Origin of the sequence: Mangrovimonas yunxiaonensis, from assembly GCF_000733475.1 — a bacterium.
Taxonomy (GTDB): Bacteria; Bacteroidota; Bacteroidia; order Flavobacteriales; family Flavobacteriaceae; genus Mangrovimonas; species Mangrovimonas yunxiaonensis.
Genome location: NZ_JPFK01000005.1, coordinates 171,312 through 195,875, shown reverse-complemented (window position 1 = coordinate 195,875; position 24,564 = coordinate 171,312). Strand labels below are relative to the sequence as shown.

Below are 24,564 nucleotides of genomic sequence, written 5' to 3'. Positions count from 1 at the left end.
TAAATATTGAAAATACTAGTTACAGGAGCAGCAGGGTTTATAGGATTTCACTTGTGTAAAAAATTAATAGAGCAACATCATGAAGTTGTTGGCTTGGACAATGTAAATGATTATTATGACATTGAATTAAAGTATGCTAGACTTAAAGAACTGGGTGTTCTCAAAAACAAGGCAGAACAATTTAATAGTTTGAGTGAATCGGAAAGTCTAAAAGGGTTTTCCTTTGTAAGGATGCACCTTGAAGATCGTAAAAATCTTTTTAAACTTTTTGAAGAACAACAATTTGATGTTGTTTGTAATTTAGCAGCACAAGCAGGTGTACGCTATAGTTTAGAAAACCCTAATGCTTATATTGATAGTAACGTAGTAGGCTTTCTAAATATTTTAGAATGTTGTAGACATAACAAAATTAAACACTTATTATATGCTAGTAGCTCTAGTGTCTACGGCGAAAACGATAAAACACCATTTTCAGTAACAGATAATGTTGATCATCCAATAAGCTTATACGCTGCTACCAAAAAAAGCAATGAGCTTATGGCGTATACTTACAGTCACTTGTTTAATATCCCAACTACTGGGCTACGCTTCTTTACTGTTTACGGACCTTGGGGAAGACCAGATATGGCACTTTTTTTATTTACAAAAGCCATAAGTCAAGGAGAATCCATTAAAGTTTTTAACCGTGGCAAAATGAGTAGGGATTTTACCTATATTGATGATATCATACACGGTATAGAGATTGTTTTGAAAAACCCGCCTAACATTGCTGAAAACAGTAAAAAAACAGCACCTTACAGACTGTCTAACATTGGTAATGGAAGTCCAGAATCTCTAGGAGATTTCATAAAGGCTATAGAAACCAGTTTAGGAAAAGAAGCAGAAAAGGAGTATTTACCTATGCAACCTGGCGATGTGTCCCGTACTTGGGCTGACGTGTCCAAACTTGAGCAAATGGGGTATAAAAGCTCTGTCAACATAGAAAAAGGAGTTCAAAAGTTTGTAGAGTGGTATAGAGATTTTTACAAAACAAACGGTTAAAGAAACGCGAATGAAAATTTTTGAGGTATTAAAGAAAAATAAGAAGATTATAGAAAATTTTTCTTATTTATCAATAATACAATTATTGAATATGTTAATACCCCTAATCGTATTTCCTTATTTAATAAGGGTTTTGGGTGGTGGAGTCTATGGGTTGGTTATTTATGCTCAAGCAGTGTTGGGTTATTTTGTTGTCTTTATAAACTTTGGGTTTAATATTACAGCAACCAAAGAAATAAGTATAAACAAACATAACAAAGCAAAATTAGACAAGATATTGAGTAGCATTTTAATCATTAAAGGTTTTTTGTTGTTACTGTCATTGATATTCTTGTCAATATTGATATTTATCATTCCTAGTTTACAAGAACACAAAGCATTATTTTATTTGACTTTTTGGATGTGTTTTTATGAATTTATTTTCCCAATGTACTATTTTCAAGGTGTTGAGGAAATGAAGTACATTACCATAATAACATTAATTAGCAGGGTAATCTTTTTGTTGTTGGTCTTTATTTTAATAAATCACCCCGACGATTATTTGCTTGTGCCGATAATTAATGGTTTAGGAGCTGTAATAGCGGGCATTATTTCTCAGGTTATTTTATTGAAAAAAGGTATAAAATATAGTTGGCAAAAACTTTATGTTTTAAAATTTTATATAAAGAAATCTTTTGTTATGGCTCTAGCCTATGCATCAAATACCTTAAAGTCCAATTTAAACATTGTAATTGTCAAATTTTTGTTTTCATACAAAGAAGTTGCGTATTTTGATTTAGCTTTAAAGATTTCAAGAATAGGAACCTCTTTTTTGGAGTTAATAAGTGTATCTGTTTTTCCTAAAATGAGTAGAGATAAGGACAAGGGATTTTTAAGAAAAATCATTTATTTAAGTTCAATACTTTCAATCACATTTGTAGTTATGGTATTATTCCTAGCTCCATTTTTAGTCAAAATTTTGGGAGGGGAAGAAATGTTGGGTTCTGTTTCTCTATTAAGAGTTGTTGTCTTTTTCGTCCCTTTGCAAATTTTGGGAGGGCTTTTAGGAAGAAATTGTTTGATTGTGAATGGTTATGAAAAGGACGTGCTTTATAGTATGGCTTTTTCAAGTATCGTCTATTTAATCTCAATAATTGTTCTTTATCCAATTTTATATGAAAAAATGACTCTCAACTTTTTAGGGGCTATATTTGTGTTTTCTTTTATGGTTGATACTTATTATAGATATCTTCGAAGTAAAAAATACAAAATAATATAATAAATAATGAAAAGGATTAGTATTGGAAAAGCTCTTTATTGTTTTGTTAAGGATTCTATTCTCAGTATCTATTGTTATAGAAATATAAAGGTTTATTTATGTAATCATTTAAACATAGGCATTTGGGAACTATATAAAAAGAATACAATACTCCCTCATCCAATGGGAATTGTAATCGGGTATAAGGTTAAAATAGGAAAAGAGTGTAAGATTTACCACAATGTGACAATTGGAACCAAGGAAACTCAAGACTTTAAAAATGGGCATTATCCTAACATAGGGGATAGAGTGACCATTTATCCAAATAGTATTATAATAGGAGATATAAGCATTGGAGATAATGTCGTTATTGGAGCAGGTTCGGTTGTTCTAAACGACATCCCTTCAAATTCAATTGCAATTGGAAGCCCCGCCAAGATAGTTAAAACAGCAGAAAAACATGAGTAAACAAAAAAGGCCAAATTTTATAATAGCTGGTTTTCCAAAATGTGGTTCTACGGCACTTCATTATTACTTAGAAAACCATCCTCAAATTTATATGCCTAAACAAAAAGAATTGCATTATTTTACTAATCGCATACTTGCTAAACTTGATAAAGGACCAGGAGATAAAGAAGCAAAAATCACACAAATATCAGATATAAACAACTACGAAAATTGTTTTAAAAATGTAAAATCTGGACAATTAATAGGAGAAGCTTCACCTTCTTATATAAATTACCCTAGTAAATTTGATACAATAAACAAAGAGCTTTGTAACCCGAAGGTTATAGTAATGTTAAGAGATCCAATCAAAAGAGCTTATTCCAATTATTTGCATTTGGTAAGAGAGCACCGTGAAAAACTATCCTTTTATGAAGCATTGCTCAATGAAGAGATAAGGAAACAAAAACAATATTCTGACTTTTGGTATTATAAATTTAATTCTACCTATTTTGATAAATTACAACAAGCACTTGAAAAATTTGAAAATGTGCTCATAATAACCCAAGAAGAGCTGAATAAAGATACGAGGTCAACAATGAAAAAAGTGTTTGGCTTTTTAGATGTAGATGTTAATTATGAACCAGACAACATAGAAAAACGATATAATCATGGAGGAGTTTTCAAAGATAACTTAATCACAAGGTTCTTTTTTAAACAAACAAAATTCAAGAGTTTGGTCAAACAAATAATTCCTATCCCTGTTCAAGCAAAAAATATAATTAATAAAATAGTTGACAACTATAGAGTTTCAACCCCGAAAATAGATGTCGAAACTGAAGATTATTTGATAGATTTGTTTAAAGAGGATGTTCAAAAGTTGAAAAATCTTGAAATCGATGTTTCTTCATGGAACAAAAAGTTTTTTGTTGAGTAATGAAAACACTTCTTAAGATTAAGGATTTACCTTTTTTTTTATTTTTGTTAGGAGTCTTTTTTATGCCTTTTAATTCTTATGAGGGTATTGCGGTTTTGGGAGAGTTCAAAAGAGACTCTTGTGTGTTATTCTTTCTACTTGCTGGCTTTTTTGTTTTCATTAGGAGAAAAATAGCGTTTCCGATAAGTAGCCAGTATTTTAATGTTTTCTTGTTAATTCTAGTTTATTTTTTATTGACAGGGTTATTGAACATATACGATATTAATGATTATTACTTTAAAGCAACTTCTGGAGTTTCTAGGTTTTTAAGACAATATGTATCACTGATCATCTCTTCTCTGTTTAGCATTTGTGTGTTTTACAATATTTTAAAAAAATATGATATAAAATATGTTTTCTTGAAAATAAGAAAGGTGATCTTATACTCTTTAATTATTGTTTCAATTTACTCCACTTTAGAGTTTTTTATAGTAAAATTAGGTTTTGATAACCTATTAAGCGTAATAGAAGTATTCAATTATTTTCCTTTTACAAGAGTAAATATTGATTGGACAACAAAGCGAATGTCTTCAGTTACTTTTGAATCTCCTGCACTTGCAACGTATCTTTTAAGTATCTCAGGGTGGATGTTTAGTTATCTTTTAACAGAAAAAAAAGGTTTAAAAAAATATTTACCTATTTTATTCACAATAATACTTTGTTTTTTATCGGGTTCTCGAGCTGGGTTTTTCATTATTTTGGTGCAAATTCTTGTTTTTGTGCTCTATACCATCAAAGACAAAAAATACAATAGGATTTTTGTTAATACCTTCCTATCATTAATTACTTTAGGAACAATTTCATTTCTAGTTTTTCACAAGCCGATCATCCAATACACATATTCAAAGATAATTTCATTTAAAACAGATGATGAGGTTCATGCCCTTTCAAATAAATCAAGATTTGGTATTCAATATGCTATGTTTCAGGTTTTTTTGAAAAATCCGATTAAAGGCACTGGGTATGGTCTGCAGGCATTTGAATCAAAAGAGCTTTACCCAGATTGGGCTGTTGAAAACAATTGGGAATTCAGGCTTAAATATTTAAATGAAGAGGTTAAAAGTTTTCCTCCTGGTTATAACATATACTTACGTCTTTTATCCGAAACGGGCATAATAGGGTTTATGTTGTTTGTGTTTTTTTTATTTATGATACTTTTGTGGTGTTATAATAAGGCTTTTATAAAGCAAGGTGAACAAACAATCATACCACTTGTTATAACGATCTCAATGGTTGGTTTTGTGATTAATTGGCTGAAAGTAGATACTTTTAGAATATACTTTTTTTGGGTCTGTTTTGTGTTAATCATTATGTTCCAAAGTCAAATCAAATCAAAGTATGAATCAAAAAAAAATAATAACGTTAATTCCTCATTATAATGATCCAGAAGGTCTAAAGAGGTCAATTATGTCTATAGATGATGACATTGAGGTTGATGTTCTTGTGATTGATGATGGAAGCACAATTAAACCAAATATTAACTCAATTAAACAGGTGTATGAAAATGGTGAAATTTACCTAAAGGAACTTGAAAGCAACAAAGGATTGAGCTTGGCTTTAAACGAAGGAATAAAATTTGCACAAGAAAAGGGATATCCGTTTATAGGCAGGTTAGATTGTGGTGACTATTGTAAAAAGAACAGGTTTTCCAAACAACTTGAGTATTTGATTAATAATCCAGATGTGAAACTACTTGGAACTTGGGCTAGCTATATAGATGAAAATAATAAAAAGCTTTATGATTTAAAACATCCAATAGAATATGAAAAAATAAAAAAAAGAATGTTTCTCAATAGTATGTTTGTTCATCCTTCAGTTGTAATAAATACAGAAATTTTCTCTAGCATAGCGATGTATAATCCTAAATATACCAGAGCTGCACAAGATTATGATTTGTTTTTTAGAATAGTGAAAAAATATAAAACAACCAACTATCCTGAAGTATTAATAGATTACGTTATAGATTCAAATTCAATTTCAACAAAAAGAAGGAAATTACAAGTTAAGCACCGAATTTTAATAATATTAGATAATTTTTATTTTGGCTTTTATCCAATTTATGGATTGTTAAGAAGCATTGTACTGCTTTTTCTTTCAAGAAATACTTCAAACAACTTGAAAAAATTATTAAAACTAAATGAACATTAGTTTGAGCAAAGTATATAACTATATTTTTATTCTTTTATGTGTTTCATTACCATATGAGGATTTGGTCAGTGCTGTTCCAAATATATTACTACTTTTATTGGTTGTTTTAAGTTTTTTTGTGATAAAAACAGAAGATGTTGTTGAAGTGTTCAAGAAAGAGCAGGCCTTTTTAGGATACGCCTCAATTATAGCAATAGTGCTTTTATTTTCATTCATCCATATAGACTTTTCATTCTTGAAAAAATTATTAATACCATTTGTGTTTATACTAATATCACTCCCTTTTAAAAATTATGATAAACTAAAGAAATTATTCATCATATCAGTTTTCTTAGCTGTGGTATTGTCTGTGTATAATATAATTGAATATATATTATCTTCCGAGGATTTTAAATTTTCTAAAGGAAACCACATTAATGACATTTTAGTGTCTGAGAGGTTATACATAGGCTTTTACAGTGTGATAAGTATGGTTTGTTCATTGGACTTTATTAAATCCAACCATAGATTAAAGAGGTTTTTTATAGTTAATGTGGTATTGTTGACTGTTTTTCTTTTTTTTATTGCAGCTCGAATTGCCATTGTGTCTTCTGTTTTAATATTATTTTACTTTATCATTTGTGAATTAAACAGAAAGCAAAGATTTTTTTTAGGGTTTACAGCAATTTTAGTAATAACGCTTTTTTTTATTCTTAATAAAAATCTGACAAAAAGATTTTTCCATCTAGACGATATTTATAATGATGGATTATTTGAAAAAATCAAGATACATGAGCCTCGCTACGATATATGGAAGTGTTCTGTTGAAGTTTTTTTTAATGAGAAAGCATACTTGTTCGGAAATGGATACACTCATTCCAATGATTTATTGGTAGATTGTTACAAGAACGAAATTTTGATACAAAAAAGACAAGATTGGTTTGTTGAAAAAAAGTTTAACACCCATAATCAGTTTTTGGATTTTTTACTCGCGTATGGTGTTATCACATTAATTCTGTTAATTTTATTATTAACATCTTTGATATATAGAGGGAATTATACTTTCTTGTCCAATTCTTTGTTAGGTGCTTTGATTCTAATTATGTTTGTTGAAAATATTTTTTATAGACAATTGGGGTGTTATTTATTTGCATTGGTTTTTGTTATCATACTTAACATAAAAAAAAGGAAAGAAAGTTCAATTTAAAAAAATGAAGGCAAAAGTAACATTAGTTGTAGATTGGTTGGATAAATATGGTGGAGCAGAAAGAGTACTTACATCTTTAAACTCTATTTTTGGGTTTAAAAGTTGTTATACCCTAATTAATGTAATGCAAGAAAAAGATTTAAAAAAAATCTTCCCTAATACCAAAGAGATCACTATAAAAGAAACCGTTTTAAAAAAAACGGGAAAATATTTTAGATATTTCTTTTTAACATTCCCAACACTCATTAAGACTTTAAAAATAAAAAATGAAGTTGACATTATCATTTCTTCATCACATGCTACTGCTAAAGGCATAAAAAAAGCAAACAAAAACCAACTTCACATTTCATACTTTCAGGCAAGAAATCTTAAATATATATGGTCTGAATATAGATTGTACTTTAGGTGGGTAAGCTGTTTTTTATATCCTTTTATAAAAGTAATGAGAAAAGCAGATATAAAAAGCGCACAAGAACCTGATTATATCATTTCAAATTCTAAATTTGTACAGAAGTGGGTTTATGATACCTATAGTCGAGAGTCCGAAGTTATATATCCACCAGTGGATTTATCATTATTTGCTTTACATATTAAAAAAAAGGATTTTTATGTAGCTGTTGGCAGGATTGAACCTTATAAAAGATTTGATATAATAATAGATGCATTTAGTAAACTACCTAATAAAAAATTATTGGTGGTTGGAGATGGTTCTCAGTTAAGAGAACTAAAAAAAAAAGCAACTCCTAATATTGAATTTACAGGATTTACTGAAGCCCATAAAGTGTATGAATACATAAAAGAGGCTAAAGGGTTTGTTCATGCTGGAGTAGAAGACTTTGGAATAGCTCCTATAGAAGCTCAGGCATGTGGAACACCAGTCATCGCATATGGTTTTGGAGGAGTTTTAGAAACAGTAATAAATAACAAAACAGGGGTTTTTTTTAGTCAGCAAAGCAGTGAGGTTCTAATTAAATCTATTCAAAAGTTTGAGAAGATTAATTTCAATTATGTTGACGTTAGAAAAAACGCTCTAAGATTTTCAATAGAACGTTTTGAGGAAGAAATTAAAAACTTTATTGAAGAAAAATACAAGAATAAGATTAAAAACGAATATGGTGGTTGAATTACAATACAAATCAATCCTTATAAATTAAAAATTAATGAAAATCTCAGTCATAGGAACAGGCTACGTAGGTTTAGTCACCGGAACCTGTTTGGCCGAAACCGGTAACGATGTACTATGTATAGACATCAATAAAGACAAGGTGAAACAAATGCAGGAAGGCGTTGTGCCCATTTACGAGCCGCACTTAGACGTCCTTTTCGAGCGCAATATAAAAGCCGGAAGGCTCACCTTTTCTACCTCATTGGAAGAAGGCGTAAGTCATGGCGATATTATTTTCTTGGCCCTACCAACCCCAGAAGACGAAGATGGCTCGGCCGACCTGTCGTATGTTTTGGGAGCTGCCAAAGACATCGGAAAACTTATAAAAGACTACAAGGTTATTGTCGATAAGAGTACGGTGCCCGTAGGAACTGCCGATAAGGTAACCCAAGTGATCGCTAACGAAACCCAAGTGGCTTTCGATGTGGTGTCTAACCCAGAGTTTTTAAGAGAAGGCTTTGCGGTAGATGATTTTCTGAAACCTGAGCGTATTGTAATTGGATCAAGTTCAGAAAAGGCTACAGAGCTCATGGAGCGCCTGTATAAACCTTTTGTGCGCTCGGGTAATCCCATTATCGTGATGGATGAAAAGTCGGCCGAACTTACAAAGTATGCCGCCAATTCATTTTTAGCAACCAAGATTACATTTATGAACGAGATTGCCAACTTCTGCGAAAAAGTAGGCGCCGATGTCGATATGGTAAGACGCGGTATGGGAACCGATTCCCGTATAGGAAAACGCTTCCTTTTCCCAGGTATAGGCTATGGTGGGTCTTGCTTCCCTAAAGACGTGAAAGCCTTACATAAATCGGGCAAGGACAACAATTACACCTTTGATATTTTAAATGCGGTAATACAAGTTAACGACACCCAAAAAACCATTTTATTACCAAGAATCGAATCTTATTTTGATGGTGATTTAAAAGGAAAGACCTTTGCTGTTTGGGGCTTGGCATTTAAACCTGAAACCGACGACATACGTGAAGCACCAGCCATTTACATCATGGAACAGCTTTTAGAAAAAGGAGCAAACATAACGGTTTTCGATCCCGAGGCCATGCCAAACATAAAAAAGCGCTTTGGCAATACCCTAACCTATGCCAATAACATGTACGAAGCCACTAAAGGGGTTGATGCATTGGTTATCTGCACAGAATGGAGTATTTTTAGAACCCCCGATTTCGATAAGTTAAAAGCCAACATGAGCCAGCCAGTTATTTTCGACGGGCGTAATTTATACGATTTGAAAGAAGTGGAACACCAAGGGTTTTATTACAGTTCGATAGGACGAAAGACCATAGCGCAATGAAAAGAATACTAATTACAGGAGCCGCAGGCTTTTTGGGCTCGCATTTATGCGACCGCTTTATACAAGAGGGGTTTCATGTGATAGGCATGGACAACCTCATTACGGGCGATTTAAAGAACATTGAACACCTGTTTAAGCTAGAGCAATTTGAGTTTTACAACCACGATGTGTCAAAATTTGTCCACGTTTCGGGAAATTTAGACTACATCCTGCATTTTGCCTCACCAGCCAGTCCGATAGATTATTTAAAAATTCCCATTCAAACCCTAAAGGTAGGGTCTCTGGGCACGCATAACTTATTGGGGCTTGCCAAGGCAAAACAAGCTAGAATTTTAATCGCTTCAACCTCCGAGGTGTATGGCGATCCCTTAGTGCACCCACAATCTGAGGACTATTATGGCAACGTTAATACCATTGGTCCTAGAGGGGTTTACGACGAGGCCAAACGGTTTCAAGAGTCCATCACCATGGCATACCATAGGTTTCATGGCCTAGACACCCGAATCGTGCGTATTTTTAACACTTATGGTCCAAGAATGCGCCTAAACGACGGCCGTGTTATCCCCGCGTTTATGGGGCAGGCCCTTAGAGGAGAAGACTTAACAGTGTTTGGCGATGGTAGCCAAACCCGTTCGTTTTGTTATGTAGACGATCAAATAGAAGGCATATACAGGCTTTTGCTAAGCGACTACGCCCTACCGGTAAACATTGGAAATCCGCATGAAATCTCGATTAAGGATTTTGCTGAGGAAATCATTAAACTAACAGGCACAGATCAAAAAATCATTTATAAAGATTTGCCAAAAGATGACCCCATGCAACGCCAACCAGACATAAGCTTGGCGAAAACCCTTTTGGGCTGGGAACCCAAGGTGCAACGCGCCGAAGGCATGCAAAAAACCTTTGCGTATTTTAAAGGCCTTACCGAGGACGAGCTGTTTAGAAGCGAACACAAAGACTTTACCAAACACATTATTAAATAAATGTCGGGATTTAAACACGGAAGATATTCGGGCTATTTACGACCGCTATCATACTTAATAGACCTAAGTGTGATTAACGGTCTTGGCATCCTGTATTTTTTCGATTTTGTAAATCCCTTCTTGTTTGTTACGTTCTTTTCGGTGGCTTGGGTGGTATTGTCTTTGCCCTCTAAGTTTTACGAGGTGTATCGCTATACAAGAGAAGCCACCATATTGTCCTTAATTATAAGGCAACTGGTGTTGTTTACCCTTATTGTGTTTGCGTTTTCGGGCTTGTTTAACGACCTAAACATTAGGCCACGCCTAGTGGTTAATTATGTGCTGTTAACGTTTGCACTTATTGCGTGCTTTAAATTTGCCCTATACTATTTACTCCAAAAGTACCGTACGGCATTTGGGGGGAATTATAGGCGCACAGTCATTTTTGGGGCAAACAAAAAAACCCTCGCTTTAGAGGCGTTCTTCAATAAAAATCCAGAGTATGGCTACGTGCATAAAAAAACGTTTAGCCTAAGCGATAAAAAAAACACCGATCTTCATGCGTGTTTTAAATACATAATAGAAGAAAATATCGATGAGATTTACTGTTCCATTTCAGAACTATCGAATGTCCAGATAAGCGAAATCGTCGATTTTTCCGATAACAATTTAAAAATCCTCAAGTTTTTACCAGACAATAAAGAAATTTATTCCAAAAAACTTAAGTACGAATATTACGATTACATTCCTATTCTGTCCATGCGTAATATTCCGTTGGAAGATCCTATAAATAAGGTGGTAAAGCGCGTGTTCGACATGGTGTTTTCCAGTTTGGTAATTGTCTTTATCTTGTCTTGGTTAACCCCCATTATAGCCCTACTGATTAAGTTGGAATCGAAGGGCCCCGTGTTTTTTAAACAATCCCGTAATGGGTTTAATTACCGCGAGTTCGATTGCTACAAATTCCGCTCCATGATGCCCAATAAAGATGCCCATTTGTACCAAGCGACAAGGGGCGACCTACGGGTTACCAAAGTAGGGCGCTTTATTAGAAAAACCAGTATAGACGAGTTGCCGCAGTTTTTTAATGTGTTGTTTGGCGACATGTCGGTGGTTGGGCCAAGACCACATATGGTAAGCCATACCAATATGTACGCCAAAAAAATAGATAAGTTTATGGTGCGTCACTTTGTAAAACCAGGCATTACCGGCCTAGCACAGGTAAGCGGCTTTAGGGGAGAAGTAGAAACTGATAAGGACATTATAGGTCGGGTAAAGTACGACATCTTTTACATTGAAAACTGGTCGGTTTATTTGGATATAAAAATTATATACAACACCTTTTTAAACATGATTAAAGGTGAAGAAAAAGCCTATTAAATAAGCTTTGCAAAGGCCGTTAATTGCTTGTTAAAGTCAAAGCAGTTTAAAGCAAGCTGCTGTAATTTTAGTCTGTTTTCTAGGTGTAACGATGAAGGATCTATGCGGGATAGCACCTGGTTTAAATGGGAGTAATTCCCCGCTTCAGCAACCCACCCCAGCTGGTGATCCAAAACCAATTTTTCACCTTCGCCACCACCAAAATAGAGTGTTGGAAGTCCCAAATAGGCATATTCAAACAACTTTGATGGCACAGAGCCATATATGTGCTTAAGCAATGGGACAAGGGTTACATCGTACCCGATAAGTGCTTGGTGTAGTTGTTTCCTAGTAACTTCGCCGTGGTAGGTGATGGGTAATTTGGGGTTTTCAGAAATAAACGTTTCAATTTTTTTCTGTTCGGCACCAGCACCATAAATATGGAATTCAATAGCCGTATAATCCAAGGCTTCACACAGCTTATAAATTCCTTGGGCAACGCCCAACAGCCCGGCATAAACAAGTTTAATTTTCCCATCAGGAACAAACGTGTCAATTGCAGGCGGTTTAAAATCGGGATAGTTTCTGTATAAAAACGTCTGTTTTTGGGGCACGATGGTACCAACATGTGCAAGAATTTCATGGCTTTGCCCTAAAATAAGGTTGGCTCTAGAGTAATTAAAGCGCTCAATGCGTTCCAGAAGTCTATAGCTAAAGTTCTTTTTAAAGGCACCCAGCTCTAGGCCTGCAATGGGCCATAAGTCGCTTACATTTAAAATAAGCGTTCTGTTTTTGCGGTTTAAAAACAACATGCAGGTAAACGCAACCAATAAAGGTGGCGATTGTACAATTACTTTTTTTGGGATGTCGTGCCACATAAAAAACCAAACTAAGCTAAAACTGTAGGACAACATGGCCAGTAAACGCCGCAGTTTGTTTTTGGAATTACTGGCGTAAATCCACAGCCGGTGAATGGTCATGTTGCTTTCCTCTGAGGTGTGCTTAAATGTGCCTTTATAGTTTTCAAAAACGCTGCCTTTGGGATAGTTGGGCAAAGGGGTAACCACCGTAACCTTAAAGTTGTGCCGCTGCAAGCCTTTTGCCAATTGAAAAATCCTATTGGAAGCTGCGCCAGTTTCCGGCGGAAAGTAGTTGGTTATAATGCAGAGGTCTTCCGCCATAGGGTTAAATAAAAGGGGTTAAGTTCGATTCGATAATTTGTGGCTTTCCAGAGCGTGTAGGTGTTATATGGGTGACTTGCTCAAACCGAATGTCAAGACAGTTTTTTGTAAGCTGATGCAATTTAGCAGAAAGTAGGTCTAGCCGCGAAGCGTTAAAATCAGTATCGGGGATGTATTGAACCACAACATGATGCAAGTCGTTCTGGATGATTTTATATTGTTTTATCTCCTGAAAGTACTCTAAAACGCCTGTAAAACTATGCACGTTAAGTGTAATGCCTTGGGTGGTTTTTATAACATCGGTTTCGCGCCCAACCACTTTTTGCAGCAAAGGGTATTGTAGTTTGCGCTGGGCAGGGTATTTATCCTTTGGTAGCTTAATGGCCAAATCGCCAAGTTTATACCGTATTAAAGGCATGGCCTTGTTGGTTAAGCACGTGACTAAAACATGACCCATTTCGCCATCTTTAACAGCACGACCAGCGTCATCAACAAGTTCTATAACCACATGGGGCGACATAATATAGTAGTAGTCAAGGTCGTACTTGCAGGCCATAAGCAGCCCTTCGGCACAACCATAAGTGTCTATTAATGTTGCGTCTTTGCCAAACGCTTGGACAATATTTTCCTGATAGTGCTTAAATAACTTATCGCCAAAACAAATAAGGCCGTTTACATTTGGGGCCGCCCGTAAATCCATTTCGGCGAGCGCCAATTGGTTAATTACAGAAGGATAGCCTGCAATATAAATCCCGTTCTTCTTGCTTATGCGCCTTAAAATAGCTTTTAAATCGGTTTCCGAAAGGCCAAAAGCCTTGGTGTAAAAACAGTGGTAAAAAAAGTCCTTTGCTTTTTTTACAAACGAACGTTTTTGCGAAATGCCAAATTGCAACAGCTTGTCTCCAACCTCATAACCGCTCCATTGCCACCAATGGGTTTGTAAGGCGCGTAAATAAAAGGTATGTTCGCGTGCCATATAGGTAAACGACTGCTGGCCACTGCTGCCACTGCTGTAATGCTGATCCAAGGTTTTAATGTCGAATAAATTGGAAACCAGCTCGTTTTTATGGGCTCTTAAAAGGGCTTTTGTAAGTATGGGAAAATCGCTTAACGACTCGTAAGCAACGTCTTTATAAAAGGGTACCGTCTTTACGGCGTGCTCTAAAATATGGTCTAATCGTTTTTTTTGAATGGCCTCCAGCTCGGGTTCAGACATGTTGTCAAATGCTTTCCAAGCCTTTAAGTACCTTAAATAATGCCCGCCATAAATGGTATTGCCCAAGGGCAAAATCAGGTGTTTAAGAAGCGATTTATAAAAGGCCATGCGATCTTTTTTCAAATCTAATTATTTTTTACGCCCAAAAGCAATTATTTTTGCGCCAAACAACACAAATCATGACAATTCTTATTTTAGGTTCGGGAGGAAGAGAGCATACCTTCGCCTGGAAAATAGCCCAAAGCCCAAAGTGTAATAAATTGTATGTTGCCCCAGGAAACTCTGGAACAGCAGATATTGCCGAAAACGTAAACCTTAGCGTTACCGATTTTCCGGCCATTAAAGCGTTGGTGCTGTCTAAAGGAATTGATATGGTAGTAGTTGGGCCAGAAGATCCGTTGGTGCAAGGGGTGCACGATTTTTTCTTGAATGACGATGAAATAAAACACGTTGCCGTGATTGGTCCTCAGCAAGCCGCTGCCGCATTGGAAGGCAGTAAAGAGTTTGCCAAAGAATTTATGATGCGCCATAACATTCCAACTGCAGCCTACCAAAGTTTTAACGCAGACAATGTAGAAGCAGGCTATGCCTTTTTAGAGACTTTACAACCACCCTATGTGCTAAAAGCAGACGGATTGGCGGCTGGGAAAGGTGTGTTGATTTTAAACGATTTGGAAGAAGCCAAAACCGAGCTTAAAAACATGTTGGTCAATGCCAAATTTGGGCAAGCCAGTACTAAAGTGGTGATTGAAGAATTTTTAGAGGGCATTGAGTTAAGCTGTTTTGTGTTGACCGATGGTAAAACCTATAAGATGCTTCCTACAGCAAAAGACTACAAACGTATTGGCGAAGGCGATACAGGTTTGAATACCGGTGGTATGGGCGCAGTGTCTCCAGTGCCTTTTGCTACAGAAGCGTTTTTAAACAAAATTGAAAACCGCATTGTAAAACCTACTGTACAGGGGCTTCAGGATGATAACTTGCCTTACAAAGGGTTTATCTTTATTGGACTGATAAAAGTAGGGGACGACCCTAAGGTCATTGAGTACAACGTGCGTATGGGCGACCCAGAAACCGAGGTGGTCCTGCCCAGATTAAAAAACGACATGGTTGAGGTTTTCCAAGCCATGGCCAACCAAACTTTAGAGACTATCGATATAGAGATTGATGCGCGTGCCGCAACTACGGTTATGATGGTTTCTGGAGGCTATCCAGAAGCTTACGAGAAAGGCAAGGAAATTACAGGATTGGAATACGTAGAAGACGCCATTCCATTTCATGCTGGAGCGGTGGTGAAAGAAGGTAAAATAGTTACCTCTGGCGGGCGTGTATTGGCCATGACCAGCTATGGTAATACGTACCAAGAGGCACTAAAAAAATCTTATCAAAACATAGAAAAACTACATTTTGATAAGATGTACTATCGTAAGGATATTGGTTTCGACTTATAAGTAGTTGTGGGCCGAAATGCTTTTGTTTTCCTCGTTATTGTCATTAAACTTTTTTAACTGACCCATCCAGTAAACAAAAGCAACAAAACCAACAAGCATAAAAATCCAGTTTAGGCCATTGGCCGCAAACCAATTTTCTAGCTCAAGAGCTGCAATAGCATCAAGTGGGGCAAACAATACGTTTACAAAAAGGTCTTGAATCGCGTAGAAAAAATCTTTCATTGTATATGTAATTTAAGGGCGCTTGTATAGCGCGTAACAAGTTTATCAATATATTTACATAGCAAATATACGAACAATATCAATGATTTCAAGTTTTTTTAGCAAAGCAAAACCCATTCATTTTTTAGTGGTTAGCCTCGCCCTCTTGCTGGCCTTTGTGCTAGCTAAAGTGCATTTGGCGACCATGGTGTTAAGCCCCCTATCGGTATTGCAACAAACGGGTGTGTTTTTGGTGTGCTTGTTTTCGGTTTTTGTGTTCGATTTTGTAACGGGAAAGAACAACTTAACCAAGAAAAACAGCTACCGTATTTTGTTCTTTACCCTATTCTTAATCATGATTCCGCAAGCTTTTTTAAGGGCCGAAATTCTTATGGCCAACTTGTTCATATTGCTTGCTATGCGCCGTATTATTAGCATGCGCTCTAAAAAGGAATTGAAGAAAAAACTGTTTGATGCCGCCTTTTGGATAAGCTTGGCAACACTGCTTTACTTTTGGGCCTGTTTGTTTTTTATCCTGATTTTTGCCGCCCTTTTTGTATATAGAATTGCCGATATAAAAAACTGGATCATTCCCTTTACCAGTGCCTTATGCGTGACTATTATTGCGGTGGCTTTTCAATTGGTGGTTGGAGAGAATAGGATGCTCTTTAACTGGCTAGATTATGGTATAAGTTTCGATTTTACCAACTTAAATGCCAAGCACATTATCATTTCAACAACCATTATTTTATCGTATTTTGTGTGGTCGCTGTTTTACTATTTAAAAAGTTTAAAGGCCAAGGCCAAAAGTTACAAACCAGCCTATGTGTTGGTGCTTATTGCCGTGCTAATCGCAACGATAATTTTAGTGGTGTCGCCAGAAAAAACAGGCGCCGAGTTTGTGTTTATGTTTGCGCCTTTAGCCATTATCTTTACCAATTATATTGAGACTGTGTCAGAAAAATGGTTTAAGGAAATTCTTATCTGGATACTAATTTTAACCCCTTTTTTGAGCTTAATTTTGTAGTTTCTGCCCAAAGGCCAAATCGCCGGCATCCCCTAAGCCAGGAACAATATAGCCCTTTTCATTCAGGTCTTTATCAATGGTGGCAATCCACAAATGCGTTTCAGAATTAAAATGTTTAGAAACAAAATCGACCCCTTGTTGCGCGCCGATTACACTCACTAAATGAACAGATTTTGGCGTGCCAAAGGGTTTAAGCGCTTCGTAGGTGGCGACCATAGATTGTCCTGTGGCTAACATGGGATCGGCTAAAATTAATGTTTTGCCTTCAAGAGTTGGACAAGCCAAATATTCCACAATTATTTCAAAACTTTCAGGATTGTGTTTGTGGTGTCTATAGGCCGAAATAAAGGCGTTTTCAGCTTGATCAAAATAATTTAGCAGTCCGTTGTGCAAAGGCACGCCGGCACGTAAAATAGAGCACAGTACAATGGTGTCGTCAATCTGGTTTGTTTGCGCAGTGCCCAATGGCGAGGCTATATTTGCCTTGTTATAGGTTAGGGTTTTGCTTAATTCGTAACCTAAAATTTCGCCTGTACGCTCAATATTTTTTCGAAAGCGCATGGCATCTTTTTGAATGGTTACATCGCGCATCTCAGCAATAAAGGTGTTTAAGATCGAGTTGGTTTCAGAAAGGTTATGAATCTGCATGTGGTGTTCGGCTTTTGGTTTCGGTAAAGTTAAGAAATAGACCTATATTTGTACTTCAAAATTTATAAGATATGTTTTCAGACAAAGCCAATGGCATTTTCCAAGAAGCCATAAACACCTACAAGATTAAGAACACGGTTGAGCAACCCTTTACCAACAAATACGATAAAGATGAAGATTTAATTGCGCATCTGTTGTATCGAAAATGTTGGATAGACACGGTGCAATGGGCTTATGAAGACATTATTAGAGACCCTAATATCGATCCGGTAGACGCCTTGGCCTTAAAGCGAAAAATTGACGCTTCTAACCAAGACAGAACCGATACGGTAGAGTTTATAGACAGCTATTTTCTTGATAAATACAAAGATGTTACGGTAAAATCCGACGCTAAAATAAATTCTGAAAGCCCTGCTTGGGCCATTGATAGGTTATCTATTTTAGCCTTGAAAATTTACCACATGCATGTAGAAGCCACTCGTGATGATGCTAGCGAAGCCCACCGTGAGGCCTGCCAGAAAAAACTGGATGTATTGCTAGAGCAACGCGTAGATTTATCGACTGCCATAGACGATTTGCTTAACGACATCGCCAACGGCGATAAGTATATGAAAGTATACAAGCAAATGAAAATGTACAACGACGAGGAGCTAAACCCGGTGCTACGTGCCAGAAAGTAAAACGTCCTGCGAAAGTAGGAATCTCTTTAAGGTATAAATGCCAACACCAAAACACATACTTGTCATTCGTCTCTCAGCCATGGGCGATGTAGCCATGACAGTTCCCGTTTTAAGAGCTTTTGCAAAACAATACCCACAAGTAAAACTAACCGTGCTTACGCGCGGTTTTTTTGCGCCTATGTTTGAAGGTATTCCTAATGTGTCTGTTTATAAAGCCGATGTAAAAGGAAAGCACAAAGGTATTTTAGGACTTTGGAAACTATCTAAAGAACTTAAAGCTCTACAAATTAATGCCATGGCAGATTTGCATAATGTGTTGCGGTCAAAAATCTTGAAACGCTTTTTGGTTGGAATACCAACGGCACAGATTGATAAAGGCCGTGCCGAAAAAAAAGCATTGGTAGCTGGTAAGGCTTTCAAACAATTAAAAACCACCCACCAGCGTTATGCCGATGTGTTTGAGGCGTTGGGTTTTCCTGTTGATATATCGAACCCTGAGTTTCCCGAGCGCAGGCAACTTTCAGAAGCGTCGAGGCAATTGCTTGGGCAAGACCATTTAAAATGGATTGGTGTGGCGCCATTTGCGGCCCACGAGAGTAAAATATATCCGTTGGATATGATGCGGCAAGTGGTTGAAACACTTTCTAAAACATATAAAATCATTCTTTTTGGCGGCAAAGCCGAAGCCGAAACGTTGGCCTCTTGGTGTGGCGATAAAAATCTGGTTAATCTTGCGGGAAAATTACCCTTGGAGGAGGAACTGGATGTGATTTCCAATTTGGATGTGATGTTGTCTATGGATTCTGGCAACGCCCATTTGGCGGCTATGTTGGGTGTAAAAACCATAACCATTTGGGGGGTCACGCATCCATATGCCGGTTTTGCGCCATTTAACCAGCCAGAAGATTACTGTTTGTTGGCCGATAGGAACCAATATCCGTTAATACCAACCTCTGTTTACGGGAATGCATTCCCTGAACATTACGGCCAAGCCGCTGGGAGTGTTCCGGTTGAGACGGTTGTGGAGAAAATACAGTCTGTTATTGTAACGAAGTAATCTGTTAAATGAAATAGGCAGACTGCCACGTCCTACGTCCTCGCAGTGACGCCTCGTTATTATAAGGTTTTAGCCGAAATAATCTTATTGGTTTTCATCTTCATCTTCGGTTTCGTTTTCAAAGAGATTGCTTCAGCAATAAGTTGCTTCGCAATGACGATAAGAAAATGTGTATTTTTAAGCATGCGAAAATCATATGTTTACTTGTTGACCAACAAAAACAATACAGTTATTTATATTGGGGTGACATCCAACTTATTAAAACGGATGTATGAACATAAAGCCAAGATAAGAAAAGGGTTTACCTACAGGTATAATTGTGATAAACTAGTTTATTATGAAGAATTTAGCGATATAAATCAAGCCATAGCTAGAGAAAAGCAATTAAAATCAGGGAATAGAAAGCGTAAAGAAGCGTTGATAAATAAAGAAAATCCTGAATGGAACGATTTATCTGATGGATGGTTGTTCTATTTTGACTAACGTCATTACGAGGCTTTGGCCGAAGTAATCTGTTAAATGGAATGGGCAGACTGCCACGTCCTACGTCCTCGCAGTGACGCCTCGTTATTATAAGGTTTTAGCCGAAATAATCTCATTAGTTTTCATCTTCATCTTCGTCTTCAAAAAGATTGCTTCATTCCGTTATACTTCATTCGCAATGACGAACTGGTCTCCTCAATTTTTTCGATTTCGTCTTCATCTTCATCCTCGTCTTCATCTTCAAAGCGCATTAAATATCATCATAATCCACAATAACCGTTGGTGTGGTAGGGTGCGCTTGACAAGTTAAAATCAGTCCTTCTGCAACTTCGTTTTCGGTTAAAATATTGTTTTGGCGCATGGTGGCTTCGCCTTCTTTTATTCTGGCCAAACAGCTGCTGCAAATACCGCCTTGGCAAGAATATGGGGCGTCTAAATCTTCATCGAGTGCCGCTTCAAGAATGGATTGTTTTTGCGACATTTCGAAGGTGGTTTCCTCATCATCAACAATTATCGTGATTTTTGTTTGGCCGTTTCCAATGGCAGTATCGTCAATGTTTGCGGGTTTTGCGGCTTTAAAAAGCTCGAAGAAAATGCGTTCTTTGGCAATGCCGTGGTCTGTTAGCACGTCTTTTACCGTATGGATCATGGCTTCTGGGCCACATAAATAAAAGGCATCGACCTCGATGTGCTTGTATTTGTTTTTTACAACGTAATTAACCGTGCTTGTTTCAATGCGGCCAAACATGGCATCGTCTTCATCGGCTTGGCTAAATACAAATTGTATGGAAAACCGGTCTTTATATTGGCGTCGCAGTTCAAGCAGTTCCTCCAAAAACATGGTGTCTTGTGTGGTTTTGTTGCCGTAAACCAAAATAATCTTGCTGTATACTTCTTCTTCAAGAGCACATTTAATAATGCTTAAAATGGGAGTAATACCGCTTCCGGCAGCAAAAAGAGCGATGTTTTTTGTTTTTTTGTCGTTCGGTTCAAAAACAAAGTGCCCTTTAGGCGATGCGACTTCTAGAGTGTCTCCAGCCTTTAGGGTGTTGTTGGCATAAGCTGAGAAGGTGCCATCCTGAACTTCTTTAACGGCGACTTTAATCTCGCCACTTTTAGGTGAGGTACATAACGAGTAATCGCGCCTTACCTCATGGCCGTTAATGGTTGTTTTTAATGTAATGTATTGTCCGGCTTGAAACGAAAACGGCTCTTTTAGGGCGTCGGGAATTAAAAAGCTGATGGTTACAGCTTTATCGGTTACCCGTTGAATGTTTTTTATAGTGAGTGTGTGGAACTGAGACATAAAATTAGTTTTAAGCAAAAATAAGGAAGCATAGGCTTATACCGTTTAAATTATGGAAAAAATAATGAACTAAACAAATTATGCATAAGTAAATTATGTATATTTGAGTTGTTATGTCAAACTCAAAATTATATAAAGGAAGTTTAAACACGATAATCTTAAGGCTTTTGTCTGAAAACAGTAAGATGTATGGTTACGAAATTACACAGAAAGTAAAAGAGCTTACCAAAGGAGCCTTGAAAATTACTGAAGGCGCGCTGTATCCTGCCTTGCATAAATTGGAAGCCGAAGGCTTGCTGGATGTTGAGGTACAGCGGGTGGATAACAGATTGCGAAAATACTACAAGCTTACAGAAAAAGGACATAGAGAAACAGTAAGCAAGCTTAATGAGTTAGAACGTTACATTGAAACGATGCAGGCGTTGTTGAATCCTAAATGGGCGACTTAATATGAAGTTTAATATCGTCTATTGTAAGAACAAATTCCAAAACATATCGTGACCATTACAAAACAACATATCGAGCGGTTATACAAATTCACTAGGCAACACTATGTGGAGTACTACGATTTACAAACCGAATTGGTAGACCATATGGCAAACGATATTGAAACCATTTGGGAAGCAAGCCCACATTTAAGTTTTGAAGAAGCTAGAGATAAAGCCTTTAAAAAGTTTGGTGTATTTGGTTTTATGGAAGTGGTAGAAGCACGTGAAAAGGCTATGAATAAAAAGTATTTCAAGCTATTGTTAAGCTATGCCAAAGATTGGTTTAGATTACCACAAATTTTATTGACCATAGGTCTGTTGCTTGGGTTTTACACCTTGCTTAGAACAGCGTTTGGAAGCGTGATTTTAGGTGTCATGTTATTCGTTATTACGGTTTATAGTATTGTAATGGGAATTAAATTTTCCTTAAAACGAAAACGGCAAAAAAGGGAAGGTAGGAAGTTATGGCTGTTGGAGCAAGTTATTTTAACCAACGCCTTGACCATGCCTGCCTTATTATTCCCGCAGGTATATAATTTTTTTAATGTGTTTGAGGCTGAGCACTTTTCAAGATTAATGGCATTTGTATTTGCCCTATTTTATGTGTTGACCATTATTTATGTTTACATCAGTACGGTTGTTATACCGAAAAACGCCCACATTCATTTAAAAGAGACCTATCCCGAGTACAGCATGTAACAAAAAGCGGTTTAATAGTACTAATGCAATAAACCACCTTTAAAAAATGACATTAAAGCACTTTCTTAACCTCGAATGGAAGCAATACTTTAGATCGTCTTATTGGCAGAAAAATATGGCACTTAACATGCTTTTGGTGTTTTTTGCTTTGTATTTTATGGTAACATTTTTAGCCCTAGGGATTGCCTTATACCCTTTGTTAAAAGATCGGTTTCCAGACCAAGACCCGTTGGTTATTGTAAATAGCTATGTGTTTTACTGGATTATAGCCGATGTGTTAATGCGCTTCTTCTTTCAGAAATTGCCGGTAATGAGCGTAAAACCTTTGCTAATCTTGCCTGTAAAACGCAGTAAGGTGATTAATTATGTTTTGAGAAAATCGGCCTTGTCGTTTTTTAACGTTTTGCCCATGTTTGCTGTCATTCCGTTTGGCGTGATGTTGTTAATTAACGATTACCCAACCGTTTCGGTGGTTGTTTGGATGCTTACCTTGTTGTGTGTGACGCTTATTATCAATTTCCTGAATTTTATTTTGGAAAGCGTTTCGGCTGAAACCGAATTGTCCTTCTTGCCCGTTGTGGTATTGGCAGGTGGTGTGTTTGCATTGAATTACTTTAACATCATTTCATTTACCAATTTGGTGGCAAACGGAATAAATGCAATTTACAAGACTCCATTATTAATTGGCGTTCCAATATTACTATTAATCGTGCTGTACGGCGTGAATTTTAAAATGCTGCGCAACCAGCTATTTTTGGATAGTGCTCTAAAATCGAAAGTAAAGGAGGTTAGTGCTTCCAATTTAGAATGGACCAGAAAATTTGGTGATTCGGCACCGTTCATGCAGTTGGATTTACGATTAATTTGGCGAAACAAACGGCCGCGGTCATCGGTATTTATTTTAATTGTAGGCCTGTTGTATGGGTTGTTTTTTTACCCCAATCCAACATACAACGAAATGCCCTGGATTTATGGGTTTGTAGGGATTTTTGTAACCGGCATTTTCCTAATTAATTTTGGGCAATTCGTGCCCGCTTGGGATAGTGGGTATTACAAAATGCTCATGAGCCAAAACATTCAGTACAAGCAATATTTAACATCCAAATTCAATTTAATGGCATTTAGCGTTGTTGTGATGTTTGTGTTGAGTATTCCCTATGTGTATTTTGGGTGGAACATACTGTTGGCGCATTTAGCAGCAGCCATTTACAACATTGGTGTTAACACACACGTCATATTATGGGGTGGTTCTTTTAACAGAAAAAAAATAGATCTAAACCAGCGTGCCGCATTTAATTACCAAGGCACGGGAGCGGTGCAGTGGCTTATAGGCATTCCGTTAATGCTAGTGCCATTGGCCATTTTTGGCGCAGTTTCTTGGTGGATTAATTTTGAGATAGCTTGCTTAACACTCGCACTAATAGGTGTGGTAGGCATTGTGTTTCATCAAAAACTAATGAAAACGATAGTCGGTAAATACCTGACTTCAAAATATAAAATGATTGCGTCTTTTAGCGAAGATGTTTAAACAACGTAAACGATGATTGTAACGTCCAACCTTTCAAAAACCTACGGTAGTAAAACCGTATTAAACATAAATGAACTTGAAATCCCAAAAGGACAAAGCTTTGGTTTGGTGGGAAACAACGGTGCTGGAAAAACGACCTATTTTAGTTTGTTATTGGACTTGATAAAGCCCACGACAGGCTATGTAAAAAACAACGATATAAAAGTTGATGACAGTGAAGACTGGAAACCATTCACATCAGCTTTTATAGACGAAAGTTTTTTAATTGGGTATCTCACACCAGAAGAATATTTCTACTTTATTGGGGAGCTACGCGGGCAAAACAAGGCAGATATCGATGGTTTTTTAACTCAATTTGAAACGCTTTTTAATGGCGAGATCTTACAGCAGAAAAAATATTTGCGCGATTTAAGTAAGGGCAATCAAAAGAAAGCGGGCATAGTAGCAGCATTAATCGGGAATCCGGAAGTTGTTATTCTAGACGAGCCTTTTGCCAACCTAGATCCAACCACACAAATACGCTTAAAAGAACTTATAAAGGATCTGGCCAAAACCAAAGGGGTAACTGTTTTAATTTCCAGCCACGATTTAATGCACATTACAGAAGTGTGCGAACGCATTGTTGTGCTAGAAAAAGGCGAGGTAATTAAAGACCTCGCAACAAGCGAAGCAACATTAAGCGCATTAGAAGCGCATTTTTCTAGTGCGGAAGACGCTTAGTTTTTTACGAATACAACAACAGGTGTTGGTCATGCTTAATAAAAAGTTTTTT

General features: G+C 36.7%; 25 protein-coding genes. 20 read left to right on the top strand and 5 right to left on the bottom strand.

What is annotated here, in order from left to right:
- Positions 1-6: 6 nt before the first annotated feature.
- From IA57_RS05050 to IA57_RS05000, 11 genes are read left to right on the top strand one after another with little or no spacing between them, the layout of a single operon-like run.
- On the top strand, positions 7-1,041 hold the full coding sequence (locus IA57_RS05050) for an NAD-dependent epimerase (RefSeq protein WP_036120158.1): 1,035 nt from the start codon (positions 7-9) through the stop codon (positions 1,039-1,041).
- A gap of 10 nt (positions 1,042-1,051) precedes the next feature.
- Positions 1,052-2,299 carry an oligosaccharide flippase family protein gene (locus IA57_RS05045; protein ID WP_036120154.1) on the top strand — a complete coding sequence of 416 codons (1,248 nt, stop codon included), beginning with the start codon at positions 1,052-1,054 and terminating at the stop codon, positions 2,297-2,299.
- 6 nt (positions 2,300-2,305) lie between these two features.
- Positions 2,306-2,746 (top strand): serine O-acetyltransferase, encoded by a 441-nt coding sequence (locus IA57_RS05040; RefSeq protein WP_036120152.1) that lies wholly within the window; start codon positions 2,306-2,308, stop codon positions 2,744-2,746.
- Positions 2,739-3,659, top strand: a complete 921-nt coding sequence (locus tag IA57_RS05035) for a sulfotransferase family protein (protein ID WP_036120149.1) — start codon at positions 2,739-2,741, stop codon at positions 3,657-3,659. The genes IA57_RS05040 and IA57_RS05035 overlap by 8 nt, the downstream gene beginning before the upstream one ends.
- Positions 3,659-5,077 carry an O-antigen ligase family protein gene (locus IA57_RS05030; protein WP_036120145.1) on the top strand — a complete coding sequence of 473 codons (1,419 nt, stop codon included), beginning with the start codon at positions 3,659-3,661 and terminating at the stop codon, positions 5,075-5,077. Before IA57_RS05035 ends, IA57_RS05030 begins: the two co-directional genes overlap by 1 nt.
- Positions 5,037-5,846: a glycosyltransferase gene (locus IA57_RS05025; protein WP_036120142.1), complete on the top strand. Its 810-nt coding sequence runs from the start codon at positions 5,037-5,039 to the stop codon at positions 5,844-5,846. The genes IA57_RS05030 and IA57_RS05025 overlap by 41 nt, the downstream gene beginning before the upstream one ends.
- The gene (locus IA57_RS05020; RefSeq protein WP_036120139.1) at positions 5,836-7,032 is read left to right on the top strand and encodes an O-antigen ligase family protein; all 1,197 of its coding nucleotides are present in this window, start codon (positions 5,836-5,838) and stop codon (positions 7,030-7,032) included. Before IA57_RS05025 ends, IA57_RS05020 begins: the two co-directional genes overlap by 11 nt.
- A gap of 4 nt (positions 7,033-7,036) precedes the next feature.
- Positions 7,037-8,155 carry a glycosyltransferase gene (locus IA57_RS05015; RefSeq protein ID WP_036120136.1) on the top strand — a complete coding sequence of 373 codons (1,119 nt, stop codon included), beginning with the start codon at positions 7,037-7,039 and terminating at the stop codon, positions 8,153-8,155.
- A 37-nt stretch (positions 8,156-8,192) separates the two neighbouring features.
- Complete coding sequence (locus tag IA57_RS05010) at positions 8,193-9,506, top strand: UDP-glucose dehydrogenase family protein (RefSeq protein WP_036120133.1); 1,314 nt, start codon at positions 8,193-8,195, stop codon at positions 9,504-9,506.
- Positions 9,503-10,489 carry a UDP-glucuronic acid decarboxylase family protein gene (locus IA57_RS05005; RefSeq protein ID WP_036120130.1) on the top strand — a complete coding sequence of 329 codons (987 nt, stop codon included), beginning with the start codon at positions 9,503-9,505 and terminating at the stop codon, positions 10,487-10,489. The genes IA57_RS05010 and IA57_RS05005 overlap by 4 nt, the downstream gene beginning before the upstream one ends.
- Complete coding sequence (locus IA57_RS05000; RefSeq protein ID WP_036120127.1) at positions 10,490-11,848, top strand: undecaprenyl-phosphate glucose phosphotransferase; 1,359 nt, start codon at positions 10,490-10,492, stop codon at positions 11,846-11,848.
- Here the strand turns inward: IA57_RS05000 and IA57_RS04995 are convergent.
- Together IA57_RS04995 and IA57_RS04990 are read right to left on the bottom strand one after the other, a co-directional pair.
- Complete coding sequence (locus IA57_RS04995; protein ID WP_036120124.1) at positions 11,845-13,008, bottom strand: glycosyltransferase family 4 protein; 1,164 nt, start codon at positions 13,006-13,008, stop codon at positions 11,845-11,847. The two genes, IA57_RS05000 and IA57_RS04995, sit on opposite strands and share 4 nt — an antisense overlap.
- 4 nt (positions 13,009-13,012) lie before the next feature.
- Complete coding sequence (locus tag IA57_RS04990; protein WP_036120121.1) at positions 13,013-14,347, bottom strand: phenylacetate--CoA ligase family protein; 1,335 nt, start codon at positions 14,345-14,347, stop codon at positions 13,013-13,015.
- Positions 14,348-14,403: 56 nt separating this feature from the next.
- Between IA57_RS04990 and purD the strand changes: the two genes are divergently transcribed.
- Complete coding sequence (purD, locus tag IA57_RS04985; protein ID WP_036120118.1) at positions 14,404-15,675, top strand: phosphoribosylamine--glycine ligase; 1,272 nt, start codon at positions 14,404-14,406, stop codon at positions 15,673-15,675.
- On the opposite strand, the gene IA57_RS04980 is transcribed toward purD, so the two are convergent.
- Entirely contained in the window at positions 15,670-15,897 is a 228-nt protein-coding gene (locus IA57_RS04980) for a DUF6341 family protein (RefSeq protein WP_036120115.1), read from the bottom strand. The genes purD and IA57_RS04980 overlap by 6 nt on opposite strands.
- A gap of 82 nt (positions 15,898-15,979) precedes the next feature.
- Here IA57_RS04980 and IA57_RS04975 point away from each other — a divergent pair, with 82 nt between their 5' ends.
- The gene (locus IA57_RS04975) at positions 15,980-16,903 is read left to right on the top strand and encodes a DUF6427 family protein (protein ID WP_036120112.1); all 924 of its coding nucleotides are present in this window, start codon (positions 15,980-15,982) and stop codon (positions 16,901-16,903) included.
- Here the strand turns inward: IA57_RS04975 and upp are convergent.
- Positions 16,892-17,551 carry a uracil phosphoribosyltransferase gene (gene upp, locus IA57_RS04970; RefSeq protein ID WP_036120111.1) on the bottom strand — a complete coding sequence of 220 codons (660 nt, stop codon included), beginning with the start codon at positions 17,549-17,551 and terminating at the stop codon, positions 16,892-16,894. The two genes, IA57_RS04975 and upp, sit on opposite strands and share 12 nt — an antisense overlap.
- Positions 17,552-17,622: 71 nt before the next feature.
- Here upp and IA57_RS04965 point away from each other — a divergent pair, with 71 nt between their 5' ends.
- From IA57_RS04965 to IA57_RS04955, 3 genes are all read left to right on the top strand, one after another.
- Positions 17,623-18,231 carry a DUF4254 domain-containing protein gene (locus IA57_RS04965; RefSeq protein ID WP_036120108.1) on the top strand — a complete coding sequence of 203 codons (609 nt, stop codon included), beginning with the start codon at positions 17,623-17,625 and terminating at the stop codon, positions 18,229-18,231.
- A 37-nt stretch (positions 18,232-18,268) separates the two neighbouring features.
- A complete protein-coding gene (locus tag IA57_RS04960; RefSeq protein ID WP_036120105.1) occupies positions 18,269-19,288 on the top strand; it encodes a glycosyltransferase family 9 protein in 1,020 nt (339 codons plus the stop codon).
- Positions 19,289-19,441: 153 nt separating this feature from the next.
- The gene (locus IA57_RS04955) at positions 19,442-19,771 is read left to right on the top strand and encodes a GIY-YIG nuclease family protein (RefSeq protein ID WP_316930022.1); all 330 of its coding nucleotides are present in this window, start codon (positions 19,442-19,444) and stop codon (positions 19,769-19,771) included.
- A gap of 250 nt (positions 19,772-20,021) precedes the next feature.
- Here the strand turns inward: IA57_RS04955 and IA57_RS04950 are convergent, their stop codons facing one another.
- Positions 20,022-21,077 (bottom strand): ferredoxin--NADP reductase, encoded by a 1,056-nt coding sequence (locus IA57_RS04950; RefSeq protein WP_036120099.1) that lies wholly within the window; start codon positions 21,075-21,077, stop codon positions 20,022-20,024.
- A gap of 113 nt (positions 21,078-21,190) precedes the next feature.
- On the opposite strand from IA57_RS04950, the gene IA57_RS04945 reads away from it, so the two are divergent.
- Genes IA57_RS04945 through IA57_RS04930 form a run of 4 tightly spaced genes read left to right on the top strand, consistent with a single transcriptional unit; the run spans position 21,191 to position 24,512 of the window.
- The gene (locus tag IA57_RS04945; RefSeq protein WP_036120096.1) at positions 21,191-21,526 is read left to right on the top strand and encodes a PadR family transcriptional regulator; all 336 of its coding nucleotides are present in this window, start codon (positions 21,191-21,193) and stop codon (positions 21,524-21,526) included.
- 48 nt (positions 21,527-21,574) lie between these two features.
- Positions 21,575-22,264, top strand: a complete 690-nt coding sequence (locus IA57_RS04940) for a hypothetical protein (RefSeq protein ID WP_036120094.1) — start codon at positions 21,575-21,577, stop codon at positions 22,262-22,264.
- Positions 22,265-22,310: 46 nt separating this feature from the next.
- On the top strand, positions 22,311-23,792 hold the full coding sequence (locus tag IA57_RS04935) for a DUF5687 family protein (RefSeq protein ID WP_036120091.1): 1,482 nt from the start codon (positions 22,311-22,313) through the stop codon (positions 23,790-23,792).
- 12 nt (positions 23,793-23,804) lie between these two features.
- Complete coding sequence (locus IA57_RS04930) at positions 23,805-24,512, top strand: ABC transporter ATP-binding protein (protein ID WP_036120088.1); 708 nt, start codon at positions 23,805-23,807, stop codon at positions 24,510-24,512.
- Positions 24,513-24,564 lie beyond the last annotated feature (52 nt).